This is a genomic window from Acinetobacter sp. FB (genome assembly GCF_056033405.1).
The window spans coordinates 37,108-55,195 of the sequence record NZ_CM148502.1 but is presented as its reverse complement, the minus strand read 5'-3'; the positions used below and the strand labels follow the sequence as shown (position 1 = coordinate 55,195).

The 18,088-nt window shown below is 42.1% G+C and carries 14 protein-coding genes; 6 read left to right on the top strand and 8 right to left on the bottom strand.

All coding sequences use genetic code 11. From position 1 onward, the window contains the following. The first annotated feature begins 63 nt into the window (after positions 1–63). Both dkgB and AC0JIQ_RS00210 read left to right on the top strand, forming a co-directional pair. The gene (dkgB, locus tag AC0JIQ_RS00215; protein ID WP_474202285.1) at positions 64–870 is read left to right on the top strand and encodes a 2,5-didehydrogluconate reductase DkgB; all 807 of its coding nucleotides are present in this window, start codon (positions 64–66) and stop codon (positions 868–870) included. A 1-nt stretch (position 871) separates the two neighbouring features. After that, positions 872–2,059, top strand: a complete 1,188-nt coding sequence (locus tag AC0JIQ_RS00210) for an MFS transporter (RefSeq protein WP_474202284.1) — start codon at positions 872–874, stop codon at positions 2,057–2,059. 65 nt (positions 2,060–2,124) lie between these two features. Here AC0JIQ_RS00210 and AC0JIQ_RS00205 read toward each other — a convergent pair whose 3' ends face one another. The 6 genes from AC0JIQ_RS00205 to AC0JIQ_RS00180 all read right to left on the bottom strand — a co-directional run bounded on the left by AC0JIQ_RS00205 (position 2,125) and on the right by AC0JIQ_RS00180 (position 9,807). Continuing rightward, positions 2,125–2,772: an START domain-containing protein gene (locus AC0JIQ_RS00205; RefSeq protein ID WP_474202283.1), complete on the bottom strand. Its 648-nt coding sequence runs from the start codon at positions 2,770–2,772 to the stop codon at positions 2,125–2,127. 96 nt (positions 2,773–2,868) lie between these two features. Continuing rightward, positions 2,869–3,690, bottom strand: coding sequence for a 4-hydroxy-tetrahydrodipicolinate reductase (gene dapB, locus AC0JIQ_RS00200; RefSeq protein WP_005219118.1), 822 nt, complete (start codon positions 3,688–3,690; stop codon positions 2,869–2,871). 113 nt (positions 3,691–3,803) lie between these two features. Next, on the bottom strand, positions 3,804–4,922 hold the full coding sequence (gene dnaJ / locus AC0JIQ_RS00195; RefSeq protein ID WP_005219116.1) for a molecular chaperone DnaJ: 1,119 nt from the start codon (positions 4,920–4,922) through the stop codon (positions 3,804–3,806). Positions 4,923–5,065: 143 nt separating this feature from the next. Continuing rightward, positions 5,066–5,443, bottom strand: coding sequence for a hypothetical protein (locus tag AC0JIQ_RS00190; protein WP_005219113.1), 378 nt, complete (start codon positions 5,441–5,443; stop codon positions 5,066–5,068). A 132-nt stretch (positions 5,444–5,575) separates the two neighbouring features. Beyond that, entirely contained in the window at positions 5,576–8,704 is a 3,129-nt protein-coding gene (locus AC0JIQ_RS00185; protein ID WP_474202282.1) for an efflux RND transporter permease subunit, read from the bottom strand. A 2-nt stretch (positions 8,705–8,706) separates the two neighbouring features. Then, positions 8,707–9,807, bottom strand: a complete 1,101-nt coding sequence (locus AC0JIQ_RS00180; RefSeq protein WP_474202281.1) for an efflux RND transporter periplasmic adaptor subunit — start codon at positions 9,805–9,807, stop codon at positions 8,707–8,709. Positions 9,808–9,960: 153 nt separating this feature from the next. Here AC0JIQ_RS00180 and AC0JIQ_RS00175 point away from each other — a divergent pair, with 153 nt between their 5' ends. The 4 genes from AC0JIQ_RS00175 to AC0JIQ_RS00160 all read left to right on the top strand — a co-directional run bounded on the left by AC0JIQ_RS00175 (position 9,961) and on the right by AC0JIQ_RS00160 (position 15,939). Beyond that, positions 9,961–10,584, top strand: a complete 624-nt coding sequence (locus tag AC0JIQ_RS00175) for a TetR/AcrR family transcriptional regulator (protein WP_474202280.1) — start codon at positions 9,961–9,963, stop codon at positions 10,582–10,584. 84 nt (positions 10,585–10,668) lie between these two features. After that, positions 10,669–13,350 (top strand): phosphoenolpyruvate carboxylase, encoded by a 2,682-nt coding sequence (ppc, locus tag AC0JIQ_RS00170; protein WP_474202279.1) that lies wholly within the window; start codon positions 10,669–10,671, stop codon positions 13,348–13,350. A gap of 294 nt (positions 13,351–13,644) precedes the next feature. Continuing rightward, a complete protein-coding gene (locus AC0JIQ_RS00165) occupies positions 13,645–14,940 on the top strand; it encodes a solute carrier family 23 protein (protein WP_474202278.1) in 1,296 nt (431 codons plus the stop codon). 108 nt (positions 14,941–15,048) lie between these two features. Next, a complete protein-coding gene (locus AC0JIQ_RS00160) occupies positions 15,049–15,939 on the top strand; it encodes a LysR family transcriptional regulator (protein WP_474202277.1) in 891 nt (296 codons plus the stop codon). Positions 15,940–15,951: 12 nt separating this feature from the next. On the opposite strand, the gene AC0JIQ_RS00155 is transcribed toward AC0JIQ_RS00160, so the two are convergent. Beyond that, the gene (locus AC0JIQ_RS00155; protein WP_474202276.1) at positions 15,952–16,683 is read right to left on the bottom strand and encodes a sulfite exporter TauE/SafE family protein; all 732 of its coding nucleotides are present in this window, start codon (positions 16,681–16,683) and stop codon (positions 15,952–15,954) included. Between the two features lie 79 nt (positions 16,684–16,762). Continuing rightward, positions 16,763–18,052, bottom strand: coding sequence for a hypothetical protein (locus tag AC0JIQ_RS00150; RefSeq protein ID WP_474202275.1), 1,290 nt, complete (start codon positions 18,050–18,052; stop codon positions 16,763–16,765). Positions 18,053–18,088: the final 36 nt, after the last annotated feature.

Below are 18,088 nucleotides of genomic sequence, written 5' to 3'. Positions count from 1 at the left end.
TAATCATCGCAAAATGGCAGCCATCAATAGCTCTTCAGAGCATAAAAAAATCAGGTGAAAAATATGCGCATCCCACAATTTGGTTTAGGTACTTTCCGTCTAAAAGATCAAGCGGTGATTGATTCAGTCAAAACAGCGCTTGACGTTGGTTATCGTGCCATTGATACCGCACAGGTTTATGGAAATGAAGCAGCAGTAGGACAAGCGATTGCTGAAAGTGGTGTTGCACGTCAAGATTTATTCTTAACCACAAAAATCTGGGTCGATAACTTTACTGAAGAAAAATTCATTCCAAGTTTAAAAGACAGCTTACAAAAACTTCGCACTGATGCTGTCGATCTCACCTTGATTCACTGGCCTGCGCCACAACTCGGTGTATCCATTCCAAGCGTCATGCAATTGCTTTTAGAAGCGAAACAACAAGGTTTGACCCAGCAAATTGGTATCTCGAATTTCAATATTGCTTTGACCCAACAAGCAATTGACAGCATTGGCGTAGAACACATTGCCACCAACCAGATCGAACTTAGTCCTTATTTGCAGAATCGTACTTTGGTTAATTTCTTAGGTGATCAAAATATCGACGTGACTTCATACATGACACTGGCCTATGGCAAAGTACTGCAGGATCCAACCTTAGTTGAGATCGCTGCACAACATCAGGCAACTAGCGCACAAGTCGCATTAGCTTGGGCCTTACAAAATGGTTTTGCTGTGATTCCTTCATCAACCAAACGTGAAAACCTGATCAGCAACTTAAAAGCACAAGACTTAACTTTAAGTGCAGAGGAAATGCAGCTGATCGCTCAACTTGAACGTAATGGTCGAGAAGTGAGTCCTGAACCCTTTGCGCCTGAATGGGACAAATAACATGAGCAGCCGCATCAACCTTCCTTTGCTGGCACTGGCAATTGGTGCATTTGCAATTGGCACAACAGAGTTCTCCCCAATGGGGTTGTTGCCCAATATTGCCAATGATCTTGGGGTGTCGATCCCAAGTGCGGGAATGCTCATTACGGGTTATGCACTGGGCGTGATGCTCGGTGCACCAATGATGACCTTATGGTTTGGTGGCTTTGCCCGTCGTAATGCACTGATTTTACTTATGGCCATTTTTACCATTGGTAACCTGATCGCAGCCTTTGCACCCAACTATATGAGTTTAATGGGTGCTCGCCTGATTACCAGCTTAAATCACGGCGCCTTTTTCGGGATTGGCTCTGTAGTGGCAGCCAGTGTTGTTCCAGCAAATAAACAGGCCAGTGCGGTGGCCACCATGTTTATGGGCCTCACCATCGCCAATATTGGTGGCGTACCACTGGCAACATGGGTGGGACAAAACATTGGCTGGAGAATGTCTTTCCTTGCGATTTCAGCCCTTGGTGTCATCACTATGCTGTCACTTTGGAAAGCCCTTCCTGTCGGATCGGTTGGACAAAAGCCAAATGTAAAAATGGAGTTAAGCGTTCTTACTCGCCTGCCTGTGGTGTTGGCACTCTTAACCACCGTATTTGGTGCTTCGGCGATGTTCACCCTATACACCTACATTGCGCCAAGCTTGGTTGAGTTTAGCCATGCTTCACCGACCTTTATCACCATGATGTTGGTCTTGATCGGGATTGGTTTCTCCATTGGGAACCATTTCGGTGGAAAGTTTGCCGATTTATCAATCAATAAAACCCTGATTGGCTTCTTGCTCTTATTGATCAGCTTGATGTTGATTTTCCCAATCCTTGCTCAATCACAACTAGGTGCAGCCATTGGTTTAGTCATTTGGGGCGCAGCAGCATTTGCCATCGTTCCACCTTTACAAATGCGCGTCATGTCAGTTGCTCATGAAGCATCTGGTCTAGCATCTTCTGTCAATATCGGCGCATTCAACCTCGGCAATTCAATTGGTGCAGCAGCAGGTGGAGCAGTATTAAGTTTTGGTTTGAACTATAGCGCGGTATCGATCATCGGCGCTTTGCTCGCAAGTATTGGGCTTATTTTTGTTTTGATTCAAATGAAATTAGCAAGCAAAGCCAATCTGCGGTTACAACAATGCCCTCAAGGTTAATCTGCAAAAAAAGCCTGATTTAAATCAGGCTTTTTATGTCGAATAGAATTTTACAAATTAGTTGATTATTTAAGTAAATCAGGTAAATGTGGCTGCGCATATAATGGATTGTAAATTTCTTTCTTCATCTTCATCAGCATTTGATACGGTTGTTGCTGTACAAACATGTTTACAAAACTGAGAGGGATCGAACCTGCTGGGTCAGCATAACCACTGGTCATGACTTTAACCTTATTATTGGCAAGTCTTTGGAACGTCCAATCTCCTGTATATTGATTCAAACGAATCACATCAGGTTGTTCAGGATAACCATTTTTAATTGCGTTATTCTTAATACTAATACTGCCATCAGCATTCTTATTCATTTTACCCTTAATTACCACATCACGGTCTTTCAAAGGAAATGGGAAATCTAACAGCATATACAGGGTGAATTCCCCTTTCTTTTCATCCCGAGACAAAAGCTGCGCCTTAGCAACATAGGGTACCCATTGTGGTGTGCGTTCAACATCAAGTACTACTGCAACTGCCCGCTCCAAAGGTACATCAAAAGTCGTTTCTGCTTTGTACTGAAAGACAGGATTATTCTCTGTTTGGTAGGTCCAAACTTTAATATTATTGCGATGTAAACTTAGTTTAGGTGCTTCTGCGGCACTGACGACTAAACTCGTCGCACTTAGCAGTGTAGCAAGAACAATATGCTTTTTATTCATGTCATGCTCAATTGTTGTAATGATGGTGAGAGCTTGTTGTATTTCTATCAGAAAGAAAGCTCAACAAGCTCTTTTATAGTACAAAAAAAGTACCTTTTAAACTTCAATCTCGTTAAAGCCTAAAACATCTTTCATATCATATTTACGAGCTTCGCGACCGACGACCCATGCAGCCGCACGAACAGCGCCTGAAGCAAAATTCATTCGATTGGTCGCTTTGTGTGTGACTTCAACACGTTCACCTTCACCAATAAACATCACGGTATGTTCACCGACAATATCGCCACCACGAATGGTTTGAAAGCCAATGCTTTGACGCTCACGAGCACCTGTATGACCTTCACGGCAATACACAGCATCCGTTTTCAAGTCACGACCTAAAGTATCTGCAATCGCTTCACCCATCATAAATGCAGTTCCAGATGGCGCATCTACTTTATGACGGTGATGTGATTCGATGATTTCGATATCCACGGTATCGCCAAACACTTTCGCTGCAAGCTCTAATAATTTGATTGAAACATTCACACCAACTGAATAGTTAGCAGCATAAACGACTGGAGTCTGTGTTGCGGTTTCATCTAAGAAAGCCTTTTGTTCATCCGACATCCCTGTAGTGCCAATCACCATTGCCACGCCGGCTTCACGGCATAACTTTAAGTGTTGTTCAGTGGCAACAGGCGCAGTGAAATCAATCACGACATCACAGTCTTTTAAAACTTCACTTAAACTTCCCACAATCTTGACGCCGATGTTGCCAATCCCTGCAAGTTCCCCTGCATCTGCACCCACCAAACTGCTTTCTGGACGTTCAACAGCTGCTGCTAGTTGGTAGCCTGCTTGTTGTACTGCTTGAATCAGAATACGCCCCATGCGTCCGCCTGCACCCAAGATTCCAATGCGTGGAGAAGTCGACATAATTTTTCCTAGTCTTTTATTTAAACAATTGAGGTACTATAGCAAAACTCTGTGCCTACGCTAAAAAATTCCCATAAAAAAACCTGCCGCAGCAGGTTTTTTATTGATGCCAATTAATCAAACAAGCGATCAAAGAAAGATTTTTTCTTTGGCGATGCAGCATGACCATCGCCATCAAACGACGCTTGTAATTCTTTCAACAATTCACGTTGGCGACTGTTTAAATTCACAGGTGTTTCTACCACGATACGGCACAATAAGTCACCGACCATGCTACTACGTACAGGACGAACGCCTTTACCACGTAAGCGGAATAGCTTACCTGTTTGAGTACCTTCTGGGATTTTTAAGCTGACACGACCATCAAGCGTCGGGATTTCAATTTCTTTGCCTAATGCAGCATCAGCAATACTGACTGGCACATCCATATAGAGATCTGCACCGTCACGTTGGAAGACTTCGTGTTCACGAACTACAACTTCAACGTATAAATCACCCGCTTGACCATCACGAATCGCTTCACCTTTACCTGTTAAGCGAACACGATCGCCATTGTCCACACCTGCAGGAATAGTGACTTCAAGCGTTTGTTGACGATCGGCAACGCCCGAACCATGACAAGTATTACAAGGGTTTTTGATAATTTTGCCTTGACCGCGGCAAGTACTACAAGTTTGTTGAACTGAGAAGAAACCTTGCTGCATACGCACTTGACCAGCACCATGGCAGGTACGACACGTCTCAACATCATTTGGATTCTTAGAACCTTTACCATCACAGGTTTCACACGGCGCTGGTGCAGTAAAAGTAATCGTTTTTTTCACGCCTTTGACTGCTTCTTCAAGCGTCAATTCCATCACATAGCGAAGATCAGAGCCGCGACGTTGGCGTTGTTGTTGGCGACCACCGCCACCACCGAAAGCACCACCAAAAATATCACCAAACTGGCTAAAGATGTCTTCTGCGCTAAAACCACCACCGAAGCCACCGCCGCCACCAAAACCGCCCTCAAAAGCGCTATGACCAGCACGATCATACATGCTGCGTTTTTCGCCATCAGAAAGTACTTCGTAAGCCTCTGCTGCTTCTTTAAATTTTTCTTCCGCTTCAGCATTGTCTGGGTTACGATCTGGATGATATTTCATCGCCAACTTACGATAGGCTTTTTTAATCTCATCATCACTTGCGGTTTTCGAAACGCCTAAAACCTCATAATAATCACGTTTAGCCATGGTTGGCGATGCTCCTCACGGAATTGGTTCAATCTCTACAAATAAATAAGCTCTGTTGACATTTTATTAACAAAGTCAACAGAGCCTTAATAAGGGCACTACTATAAATTTACAAGGTCTAGCACAATAAAAAAGCGATAAAATTAGAATACCGCTTTATTTTTAAAATACTTAGCAACACCTTTGATCCATGCATTTAACAAAAACAACCATGCGATTGCACTGAAAATCACACCTGCAACGGTCATTCCTGTCACCCACAATGCACTATCCCATGCAAAAAAGAATAATGGAATAAACCATAACGCAGCAAAGCAGACAATCATAGTAAATAACAGCACGTTACGCATAATCCATAGGGCATGCGCATGAATCCATACTTCAGCATTATCCACAATCGCAACTTTTCGTGCTAACAAGTATGCAAACGCTGCAAACACTATTGTAAATAATGCAAGAAACATGAACACATAAGATATCGCCACATAGCGGCGATGCTGCTCAATATTGTCTTGCCCCATGCTCTAGATCACCTCATTCATCGCATTTTGCCAAACCAATCATGCAATGAAATTCAATTATTTTTTGGTCTTTAAATATAGGTGCTACTATATTGAAATTTTCAATATTTCGCACCTTTATTCACAAAATAATTACGATAGTTGTGTTGTTTTCTTTACTCTAAACCAAGCGGCATAGAGTGCAGGTAAGAAAAATAAGGTCAACAAGGTGGCAACAATCAAGCCTCCCATAATCGCAACAGCCATCGGACCAAAGAAAATACTGCGAGATAATGGGATCATCGCAAGTACTGCGGCAAGTGCGGTTAACACAATTGGACGGAAACGACGCATAGTTGCACCAATCACCGCATCCCATGGCGTATGTCCAGCCTGAATATCTTGTTCAATCTGATCAATCAGAATCAGCGAGTTACGCATAATCATTCCAGATAAAGCAATTGTCCCTAACATCGCGACAAAACCAAAAGGCTTATTAAACAGGAGTAAGAATGCAACAACGCCAATCAAACCCAATGGTGCTGTAAGTAAAACAATCGTTGCGCGTGACATACTACGTAATTGAATCATCAGCAAAGTCATCACCACAGCCAAGAATAATGGCATGCCTGCATTCACCGAATTTTGACCTTTTGCAGACTCTTCAACCGTACCACCGACTTCCACTAAGTAACCATTAGGTAAATCAGCACGTAAAGCTTGCATTTTGTCTGCCAATTGCTGAACCACTGTTGCAGGTTGTAAATTGGTTCGAATATCCGCGCGAACTGTAATCGTTGGTAGACGATTACGATGCCAAATCAGACCTTCTTCAAAACGTGACTCAATTTTTGCTATTTGTGCTAGAGGTACAGTAGTTCCTTTGGTGGTTGGCACAGCTAAACTTGCTAATGAAGCCACTTCAACACGTTCCGACTTATCACCACGTAAACGAATTTCAATGAGTTCACGTTTTTCACGATATTGATTCATCACCGCCCCTGTCACAGAAGCGTTTAGGAAGTTAGCTAAATCAACACTGGAAACACCCATTTGACGGGCACGATCTTGGTCAATTTCAATTGCAATAATTTTGCTTGGCTCGCCCCAATCTAAATGTACGTTGGTTGTATTGGGATCTTCACTTAAAACTTTAGCTACTTTTTGCGCCCATTGACGTACCGTACTTAAGTCCTCACCCGAGACACGATACTGCAATGGATAACCCACAGGTGGACCATTTTCGAGTAAAGACACACGAGTACGAACCTGCGGCAATAATTGCTTAATCTGCTTATCTAAAGAGCGACGGATTTCATCACGATCATCAAGAGACGAAGCCAAGACCACAAATTGAGCAAAACTGGCTTGTGGGAGTTGTTGATCTAAAGGTAAGTAAAAGCGTGGTGAACCTGTTCCAACATAAGCGACATAATTATCAATCCCTTTTTGTTTGGATAGGAATTGTTCTACCTTATGTACTGCTTGTTCTGTCGCCGTTAGTGAAGCCCCTTCTTCTAGCTTTAAATCCACTAAAATTTCAGCACGATTCGATGGTGGAAAGAATTGTTGCGGTACCAACTTAAACATCGCAACAGACAACACAAAGATACCGACCGTAATAGCAATCACCGTTTTACGATAGGTAATACAGATTTCGACGATATGCCTGAAGGATTGATAAAACTTGGACTGGTAAGGATCATGATGCTGATTATGGAATTCAACTACTGGTACAGGCTGCTTGCGTAATCTTGCCCATAACCGTAAATACCATGCCGCTTGTTGCTGCTGCTTGGTGAAATCGGGCAATAATTTTTCACCCAAATACGGTACAAACAACACCGCTGCGATCCATGAAACGATCAATGCAATCGTCACGACTTGGAAAATAGAACGTGTGTATTCACCTGTTCCAGATTGTGCCGTGGCAATTGGCAAGAAGCCTGCTGCGGTAATCAATGTACCTGTGAGCATTGGAAAAGCGGTGGTTTGCCATGCAAAACCTGCCGCTTTTAATCGGCTGTAACCCTGTTCCATTTTAATCGCCATCATTTCCACGGCGATAATGGCATCATCGACCAACAAACCCAGCGCAAGAATCAATGCGCCTAATGAGATCTTATGTAAGCCGACATCAAATAGACTCATCCCAGCAAAGGTCATTGCTAAAACTAATGGGATCGACAATGCAACAACAAGCCCTGTGCGAAAACCGAGCGAGAAGAAACTGACTAATAAAACGATAATGACCGCTTCAGCTAAAACTTTTAAGAACTCTTGAATACTACGTTGTACTGCGACGGGTTGGTCTGAAACTTTTTGCAGTTTCATGCCTAAAGGTAAGCTTTTTTGTAGACTGTTAAATTCGGTTTCTAAATTTTTGCCCAAGGCAATGATGTCCCCACCTTTACGCATGGACACCGCAATGCCAATCCCATTCTCACCCATAAAGCGCATACGTGGTTGAGCAGGTTCACTAAAGCCGCGATAGACCTCAGCAACATCACCAAGTTGAATAGTTTTATCACCCACCAACAACGGCATTTTTTTCAGGTCATCGACACTATGTAAGTGTCCGCTAACTCGGATTTGAATACGGTCTGTACCTGTTTCAAAGAAACCTGCACCTGCCATATCATTTTGCTTCTGAATCGCTTCCTGAATTGCAGTCACGGGGACACCGAGCTGAACAGCTTTGGTATTTGATAATTCGATCCAGATCTTCTGATCTTGTAGACCCACCAAATTAACCTTACTGACGTCTTTGACCCGTTGCAGTTGTAGTTGCAAACGATCGGCATATTCTTTCATTACCGCATAGTCAAAATCTTTACCCGTCAAAACATAGATATTGCCGAAGGTATCACCAAACTCATCATTAAAAAATGGACCTTGTACACCGCTTGGAAGTTGTGAACGGACATCATTGACCTTTTTACGTACGTTGTACCAAACATCAGGAATTTGGCTAGATGGCAAACTGTCTTTTGCAACAAAGGTCACCAATGACTCACCTGGACGCGAATACGCCATGATGCGGTCATACTGACCAGTGGTCATCAATTCTTTTTCGATGCGATCTGTGACCAAGGTCGACACTTCTTTAGCAGTTGCCCCTGGCCAATAGGTCTGTACCACCATCACTTTGAAAGTAAAGGGTGGATCTTCACTTTGAGAAAGTTTGGAATAAGACATAATTCCGACAATGCCAAGTAACAGCATAAAATACAGAATAATTCCCTTATTCTTAAGTGCCCATTCTGAAAGGTTAAATTTCATGCTTAACCTCCAGTTTTAACCGTGACTGCGCGATTATCACGATCTACAGGATGAATTTTTTGCTGGTCACGCAATAGATGCACACCACCAACCACAACCCAATCTGAAGCTTTTAGACCTGACAGAATAGGCACACTGTCACGCCCATAAGTACCTAAAGTAACAGGGACTTTACGTAAGGTTTGATTACTATTCACGACCCAGACATAGGCTTGTTGATTATTGGCAGTAACACTGGATAGAGGCACACTCAATACATTATTTTCATTTGCAACAAAGAATACCCGAGCGCTTTGCCCCAGTTGGATACTCGATTGCCCTTCAAGCAATGAAACTTTCACGGTGAATGTTCGCGATTGGTCTGCAGCGGGTGACACTTCACGGACTTTTGCCGCAAAACGTGCTTCTGGCTGAGACCACAAAGTTACCCAAGCCGGTTGACCGACTTTAATGGTACTGACAGCCTGCTCAGGTACACCAAAGACCACTTCTCGCTCACCTTCAATTGCGAGTTGATAGGCAGGTTGACCTGCCGCAATTACTTGTCCAATTTCAATTTGACGTTGAGTAATCACGCCATTTTTATTCGAAATAAGTTGGTTATAACCGGTTTGATTTGAAGACACTTCATAATTAGAGCGTGCTTGTTGTAAGCCTGCTTGAGCAGATTCGTACTGATTTTTTATCGCATCGAATTGTGAACGACTCACCGCATTGACAGGTAATAGCTGTTGATAACGCTGATATTCTTCAGCTGCAATTTTTGCTGCGGCTTCAGCACTTTGCAATTGCGCTTTGGCAGCGTTCATTTGCAATTGTGCGTCTTTCACATCTAATTTAGCCAAAACCTGTCCAACTTTGACTCGATCACCCACATCAACATAACGTTCGGTAATTTGTCCTCCGACACGAAATGCCAATGCGGTTTGTTGCTTGGCTTGAACATCACCTGCATAGCTTTTTTGATCAATATGATTACTACTTGGCTGCGTCACCATGACATAAGGTATTTCCTCAGTCTTGGGAACCTCTTTTTGACATGCTGTTAAAGTGACACTGCTGAGTACGAGCAACCCCACAATTACATGATTTAGCAGATTCATCTCTTTTTCGCTCTTATTCAAATTGATTTTTTAAGGCACAATATGAACATTATGATAGATTGTTTATTTTTTAATTAATATACCCATGAGTACACTAATTAAAAATTAAATCTAGCATTTTGATTTTGAATTGAATTAAATGAGACAGCTAACGTGCAAATTCACAGTGGTCGCCCTAAAGATTTAGAAAAAAGAGCCAAAATCTTACAGGCTGCAAAATCTATTTTTTTAAAAATGGGTTACCACGCCACCAATATGAACCAAATTGCAAAAGAAGCAGGCGTGACTAAACTCACGGTTTATAACCACTTTCAAGATAAAGCCAATCTATTTATGTGTGCTATTGAGGAAAGTTGTGAAGAGTCGATTCGAGCGAAACAATTTGAACTCACAGCTGAGTCCGATTTTGGGCAAGCACTATATTTAATGTGTCATCGAGCTTTAAGTATTATTTATTTGCCTGAGGCGCTGAAATTAGATTGTCTCTTGTTTGAACTTGCAGCTGAACAAAGTCCACTCACACAACAATTTTTTGATGCATCGCATACGCGTATGTGTAATGTTTGGTGTGATTTTTTTGAGCAAGCGATCGCATTTAAATTCATTCGAGCAGATGAGCCACTAAGACTCACTGATCTCATCATGTCATTGATGTTAGGAACACGACATCATAAAGTTTTGCTTGGTTTAGATCCCGTTCCAACCACCATGGAAATCGAGCAGATGATTGAACAAGCAATTCAGTTTTTTTTGCTTAAATATCAACCTAAAAATTAGATAAAATTCACATTTATTTACGATCTCCACTTGGATTGTCTTTCAATCGCGCTATAGTCGAAAGAGACCATGAGGAGAAATAGAATGATTCAACAAATCACAGCTCCATTACGTGAAGATGTCCGTTTACTGGGCAATCTACTTGGAGAGACCTTAAAGCAACACGCTGGGCAAGATTTGTTTAATCAAATTGAGCAAATCCGTGCATTAGCCAAAGGTGCTCGTGACGGTCAAATTGAAGCAGAAAAACAGTTAGAACAACTTTTCCTTGGTTTGAAAGATGAAGAAATTTTGCCACTGACTCGTGCATTCTCACATTTTCTCAATTTCGCCAATATCGCAGAACAATATCATGTGGTGCGTAATCGCCGTCAGGCTGAGTTTGACGAACAAGCCCCTAATCCAAATCCTTTGTCACATTTATTTGAAAAATTCAAAACTGAACAGATCAACTCAAAACAATTATTCGAACAAATCTGCGATTTAAAAATTGAATTGGTACTCACAGCGCATCCAACCGAAGTCAGTCGTCGTACCTTGATTCAAAAATATGATGATATTACCGATTGTCTATCTCAACTGGATCAGCAAAAACTAACACCTCGTGAACGCCAACAAACCATCGCTACCCTGAAACAATTGGTCAGTTCAGCTTGGCAGACAGACGAAATTCGCCAACATCGCCCGACCCCTGTCGATGAAGCAAAGTGGGGCTTTGCAACAATTGAACAAACTTTGTGGAATGCCGTACCTAAGTTTATTCGTGAGCTAAATGAACTGACCCAACAGCATTGTGAACAAAACTTACCGCTCAATATCGCGCCAATTCGCTTTGCCTCATGGATGGGCGGTGATCGTGATGGCAATCCCAATGTAACTCATCAAGTAACACAAGAAGTATTATGGTTATCACGTTGGCAGGCAGCTGATTTATATCTACGTGATATTGAAAATCTACGCTGGGAATTGTCAATTCAAAGCTGTTCAGATGAACTCACTCAAGCATTAGGTTATGAACACCCAGAACCCTATCGTGAATATTTACGCGAAACCCGTGAACGTTTAAAAGCGACGCGCTATTGTTTAGGCCAACGCTTACAAGGCCATGAAGCTGATGATAGTCAGATCATTCGAAATAAAGATGAATTATTACAGCCCTTATTACTTTGTTATCGCTCCTTAATCGAGAGCAACCTCGCTGAAATCGCCAATGGGCAATTACTTGATTTTATATACCGAATTAATTGTTTTGGAATTGAGTTACTCAAACTTGATATTCGCCAAGAATCAGGTCGACATCGTCAAGCCATTTCAGCGATTACCGAATATTTAGGCTTGGGCAATTTTGAATCGTGGACCGAACAAGCCCGTCAAAACTTCCTGATCCAAGAGCTACAAAGCAAACGTCCATTACTGCCTAAATTCTTCAATGAGCCAGAAGGTAGTCTGATTCAGCACCCAGACGTACTGGAAGTATTTGCGACCATGCGCACTTTGGCTGAACAACCAGCTGAGAGCTTAGGTGCCTATATTATTTCGATGGCAGAATATCCAAGCGACGTCTTAGCTGTTTTACTCTTACAAAAAGAAGCTGGTATCCAACATCCACTACGTGTCGTGCCTTTATTTGAAACCTTAAAAGATCTTGATGGTGCAGCCAAAACCATGAATACCTTATTCAATATGCATTGGTATAAACAGCATATTCAGGGTAAACATGAAGTGATGATTGGCTATTCAGACTCGGCAAAGGACGCGGGCTTTATGTCTGCGAACTGGGCACAATATCGTGCGCAAGAAGAACTCACCGCTGTCGCTCGACAACATGGTGTGCAATTGACTCTGTTTCATGGTCGTGGCGGTTCAATCAGTCGTGGCGGTGCACCAACACAACAAGCATTGTTCTCACAGCCACCAGGTTCAATCTCTGGAGCAATTCGTGTCACTGAACAGGGTGAAATGATTCGCTTTAAATTTGGTTTAGAAGGCATCGCGCTACAAAATTTGGAAATCTATACAGCGGCAACATTAGAAGCAACACTATTACCACCGCCAGAGCCAAAGAAAGAATGGCGAGACTTAATGAATCAAATGACTGATTTATCGGTACAGGTTTATCGACAAACTGTGCGTGAAAATCCGAATTTTGTCAGTTATCTACGCACGGTCACGCCTGAGTTAGAATTACAAATGCTACCGCTTGGTTCACGCCCAGCTAAACGAAAAGTCAGTGGTGGCATAGAATCTCTTCGAGCGATTCCTTGGGTATTTGCATGGACACAAATTCGCTTGATGTTGCCCGCTTGGTTGGGTACAGGCACGGCGATCAATCAGGTACATGGACAACACAAAAACACCTTAAATGAAATGCTTGAACAGTGGCCGTATTTCCAAACTTTAATTGATATGCTGGAAATGGTCTTATCCAAATCTGATGCAGATATTGCGCTCTATTACGAGTCTCACCTGACACAAGACCAAGACTTAAAAAACTTGGGGGTTGAATTACGCCAACGTCTACAAAATGCCGTAGATACATTGCTCAGTCTTAAAGGTGAGTCTAAGCTTTTGAGTAATAATGAAGTGCTTGACCAATCTATGCAGGTGCGTAAACCGTATTTATTACCCTTACATTTACTGCAAGCAGAGTTAATGAAACGTCGTCGTCTGTATTTAGCGGAACATCAAACTGAGCATAGCCCAGTCGATCATGCCTTAATGGTCAGTATTGCAGGCATTGCGGCAGGTTTGCGCAATACCGGCTAAATAAAGACCTTGCCATCAACATAAATCAAACATGTTGATGGCAAGATTGGCAAAATATTCCATTTTTAGAAAAAAAATTTAGAAATTTTTTTTAAATATTAGGCGTAGGTTTTTTAAATTAGGCGAATAAAATAAATAATAAATACGATAGTTTATTTTTAAATATATTTTACCAAAAGGTAAAAATACAGACGTAAAAAACATGATCTGGCAATATTCTCAATGACTTATAGGTGAAAGCTCGTTTTAAGACAGGGTATCATACCCGCTGATATCACATAATGAGTCTCATCTATGTCAAATTGGTTTCCAAAATGGCAGCCGTATCAGGGAAAGATTGATCATCGCCCTGTCGCGACAAATGAATATTTACCGCCCTTACAAAGTGCGGTATTAGGGGTACAACACGCATTTGCAATGTTTGGTGCAACTGTTCTTGCACCCCTTCTGATGGGCTTTAGCCCAAACCTTGCCATCTTAATGTCAGGGATCTGTACTATTATTTTCTTCTTGATCACGGGTGGTCGTGTTCCAAGTTATTTAGGCTCAAGCTTTGCATTTATTGGTGTCGTTGCAGCCGCAACTGGTCACATTACTGGGTCAGGAGCCAATCCAAACCTTGCCGTTGCACTTGGTGGAATTGTTGCCTGTGGTATTTTTTATGCCTTGATCGGTTTTGCGGTCATGCTCACAGGCACACGTTGGATTGAGAAACTCATGCCACCTGTTGTCACAGGTGCTGTGGTGATGATTATTGGTCTCAACCTTGCACCTATCACCATTAAAGGCGTTGCTGGACAGCCTTTTGAAATGTGGATGGCACTCATCACTGTATTAAGCATGGGCATTATTGCGGTATTTACCAAGGGCTTATTACAACGTTTATTACTCTTAGTGGGTTTATTGATTGCTTATGCCATATATGTGGTTGCAACAAATATTCTAGGATTTGGTAAACCGATTGATTTCTCCCAAATCGCAGCAGCACCATGGTTTGGTATCCCAACTTTTTCACACCCAACTTTTGATTTAAATGCAATTTTAATTATTGCTCCTGTTGCATTGATTTTAGTCGCTGAAAATCTAGGTCACATCAAAGCAGTCGGTTCAATGACAGGCGAAGATCTTACACCTCAATTGGGTAAAGCTTTTGTTGCGGATGGTTTGGCCACAACGTTATCGGGTAGTGTTGGTGCACCAGGTATGACCACCTATGGTGAAAATATTGGTGTGATGGCAGTAACCCGTGTTTATTCTACGATTGTGTTTGTGATCGCTGGTGTCTTTGCGATTTTCTTGGGTCTGTCTCCTAAATTTGGCGCAGTGATTAGTACGATCCCAACCGCAGTCCTCACAGGTGCTTCGATTGTGGTCTTTGGTTTAATTACCATTGCAGGTGCGAAAATTTGGATCGAAAATAAAGTCGATTTTTCTAATAATAAAAACCTTATTGTTGCATCTGTCACCATTATTTTAGGTGCAGGTAACTTTGAATTACTGTTTGGTAGCTTTAATTTAGGGGGAATCGGAACCGCAACTTTTGCTGCGATTTTCCTGAACCTGTTATTCACTTTAAAAGATAAAAATTAGAAGATTGAAGGCAGCTGAGGCTGCCTTTTTTTGCACCACAATAATATCCTATCTTTATTTAGCGCCTTTTTAGTATGATGGCTTTTTATATTTCAACACGTTGCCATCATGCGTTTTGATTTTTTTGATTTACAACTATTCCTGCATATTGTCAGCACAGGCAGCTTCACCAAAGGGGCTGAACGTTCTGCGATTTCACTGCAAGCAGCCAGCGAACGGATTAAAAAACTCGAACAATATTTCGATACCTTGCTCTTTCTTCGCCACACCTCTGGGGTCGAACTTACGACGGCTGGGCATGCTTTGGCTGAACATGCACAGTGTTTGATTGGACAAAAAAATCAACTCGAATACGACATGCAACGCTTTAGGCAACAACAGCCCGAATCTTTAACTCTGTGGTGTAATTCTTCGGCACAAAGTGAATATCTACCACCGCTATTACCACAATATTTGATGCGTCATGCAGAAATGAATATCGATCTGCACGAAGCAGAAAGTTCTGAAATCGTGGCTGCACTGAGCAAAGGGACTGCCAAACTCGGATTAGTTTCTAGCTTTTTTGATACTCAACATTTACAGACACAGGAATTTGCCAGCGATCCTCTTGTTCTAATCTGCCCTGAGGCTCATGCCTTAGCTCAGCATACGTCATTAAATCTAGTCGAAGCACTGAATTATGGTTTTATTGGACTGATGCCGCATCATTCTTTGCAGCAATCCATCGAAACTCAAGCCAAATTGCTTGGTTTTAATATCCAATACCGTTTGCGCTTACCTAATTTCGCCGCCATTGCAGAGGTCATCGCTAAAGGCGTCGGCATCGCGATTATGCCTGCGCATGCTGCACAACGCTTACAACCCGATTATCATTTCCATATGGTTCAATTATTAGGTGCATGGGCTAATCGAAAGCTACTATTGGCAACACAAGATTTCAGTCAACTGCCCGAAAATTATCAGCAATTTTCTGAGTTTCTGTTACAGCATCGTCCTTAGTCCACAGCAAGATTAATGCGATAGCATATATCCGCCTAACGCCACCAAACCGATAAAAAATAAACGACGGAAACGTTGCTCATTCAGTTGATAACGGATTTTTTTACCCAACCACATCCCAACCAAAGCTGCCACCAAGGCCACAACCGATAGACGATAATCCAGTGTGATTCCCTGCATCGGGTTATGATGTAGAAATACTGCCAAGCAAATGGTGGACACAGTAAAGGTCAATCCTAAAGCCTGAACCAGCTCATCACGTTTCAGATGTAAAGACTGTAAATAAGGCACGACGGGAATAATTACTACACCTGTTGCGACAGTCACCGCCCCGCCGATATATCCAACCAAGGGAGATAACCAACGTTCATGTGCTGCCAAATGAGGTAGATTTTTGACACATAACCCATACAGGCCATATAGCACCAACATGCTGCCCAATAATATTTCACTGGTCTTGCCATGACTCTGACTTAAGGTCGGTAAAAAACTCCAGATCGAACCCATCACAATCCCCAGCAGCAACGACCAGAAACGACGGACAAAGGTCCAAACTCGGCCTTCTGCAAACAACTGCCAAATATTGGTGATCATGGATGGAACGATCAGCAGTGATGCTGCCTGAAATGGACTCATGGCAACCGTCAGCAGTCCCATCGAGACCGCAGGTAAACCTAAGCCGATCATGCCCTTAATCATGCCGGCAAAGACAAATACCATCACAATAATTGCTAAAAAAGTCACGTCCGATCTCCGATGTTGCATCGGAGTTATGCTACGAAAAAAGCGTAGCTTGCCCTATTCTTATTTTTGGGAGTAGGCCTCAGGCAGAGCTTGAGGCAGTTCTATATTTATCTTCCAAAACATTGCTGATAATACTTTCAATCATCCAAACTCGATATAGACTATTAAAAACATAGCTCTGTCCATCTATACGTAATTCCAGTACAGGAAAATCTGGCTGATGCTTTTGCTGACAGAGTTCATCATTCTGTTTCAACAAAGCTTCAACATCTTGTTCGGTAATGTTGTCAATCTCTAAACGCTTCTGCATACGTTGAAAGTGGGTTTTGAAAGAAAGATCTTTGCCACGCGTCCAAACACCTTGCAATATCTCATGAATACAATCGATCTGTTCTTCTTCAGGCACGCTATAAAATAGTTTTGCCATTTCATAAGTCGCTTCTTTGGTAGGCCGACAGAATGGGGTGAATGCCACCTGTGTACGTTTAGAAACACGAGTCGCCAAACTCCAGTCAAACCAATCTCGCCCATGATAGCTCAGCGGATAAACGCTCAATTGAATATTATAATAATTGGCCAATTCTTCTTTGATATAAGCCAATAATAGCCAACTCATAGGGTCTTCAAGCGCAATATACAGATCTAATTCTGGATGTAAGCTTTGGACTTCTGTCAGTGACTCAGCGTCATTAATGAGATGCTCACGCCATTCAATATGATTAATCAGAAAAATTGGATTTCCGGTGAGTAATTTTTGTTGTTTCAAACGGCGTGTAAGGCGTAATAAATCATCAACGGCCTGATATTTACGCTCACCAAATTCGAAGTAACTGGCTGCAACAGGCACATCTTTAAAAATACGTTCAGGATAATCTTGAGGTGTTTGATGCTGACTTGCCATCGCATAAAGAGTACGTAATTTCCCATATTGTTGTTGCCATAACATGTGGAATACATCTTCGAGTAAATGTAAAAAATTTTGTTCTCTCAGAGGGGTATTTTTTAGAATTATTTCTGCTTGTTGTAATGCTTCTGGACTAGGTATTTCAGGGGTTTCATCGAAACCAAACCGATGTTGTTTGGCGAGAATTTTAGCATCATTTAAACAATAACTCTGCCAATCTTGTTCTGACATACCATTAGGAGGCTCAGCACCCTGTCTTGAAATAATCACTTTTAAAGGTTTTAGTTCATCACTCAAAATTTCATTGAGCTGATCAAGCTGTTGTACTGCAAGATAGCTATAAACATCGTCTAAACGCAGGTAAATACTTAAACCCTGTTCCGTGGGCAACACCGCCTGACGAGAAGGTTTTTGATAGAACCAACTCGATCGGATGGGATCAAACCAACGACGTAACAAAGACATGTCGATCGCCTCTAATGATTATAAAGTGATGAATGG

What these genes read in the sequence shown, in the direction of transcription:
- dkgB (WP_474202285.1), top strand. Translation starts at nt 64, where the DNA reads ATGCGCATCCCACAATTTGGTTTAGGTACTTTCCGTCTAAAAGATCAA.
- AC0JIQ_RS00210 (WP_474202284.1), top strand. Translation starts at nt 872, where the DNA reads ATGAGCAGCCGCATCAACCTTCCTTTGCTGGCACTGGCAATTGGTGCA.
- AC0JIQ_RS00205 (WP_474202283.1), bottom strand. Translation starts at nt 2,772, where the DNA reads ATGAATAAAAAGCATATTGTTCTTGCTACACTGCTAAGTGCGACGAGT.
- dapB (WP_005219118.1), bottom strand. Translation starts at nt 3,690, where the DNA reads ATGTCGACTTCTCCACGCATTGGAATCTTGGGTGCAGGCGGACGCATG.
- dnaJ (WP_005219116.1), bottom strand. Translation starts at nt 4,922, where the DNA reads ATGGCTAAACGTGATTATTATGAGGTTTTAGGCGTTTCGAAAACCGCA.
- AC0JIQ_RS00190 (WP_005219113.1), bottom strand. Translation starts at nt 5,443, where the DNA reads ATGGGGCAAGACAATATTGAGCAGCATCGCCGCTATGTGGCGATATCT.
- AC0JIQ_RS00185 (WP_474202282.1), bottom strand. Translation starts at nt 8,704, where the DNA reads ATGAAATTTAACCTTTCAGAATGGGCACTTAAGAATAAGGGAATTATT.
- AC0JIQ_RS00180 (WP_474202281.1), bottom strand. Translation starts at nt 9,807, where the DNA reads ATGAATCTGCTAAATCATGTAATTGTGGGGTTGCTCGTACTCAGCAGT.
- ppc (WP_474202279.1), top strand. Translation starts at nt 10,669, where the DNA reads ATGATTCAACAAATCACAGCTCCATTACGTGAAGATGTCCGTTTACTG.
- AC0JIQ_RS00165 (WP_474202278.1), top strand. Translation starts at nt 13,645, where the DNA reads ATGTCAAATTGGTTTCCAAAATGGCAGCCGTATCAGGGAAAGATTGAT.
- AC0JIQ_RS00160 (WP_474202277.1), top strand. Translation starts at nt 15,049, where the DNA reads ATGCGTTTTGATTTTTTTGATTTACAACTATTCCTGCATATTGTCAGC.
- AC0JIQ_RS00150 (WP_474202275.1), bottom strand. Translation starts at nt 18,052, where the DNA reads ATGTCTTTGTTACGTCGTTGGTTTGATCCCATCCGATCGAGTTGGTTC.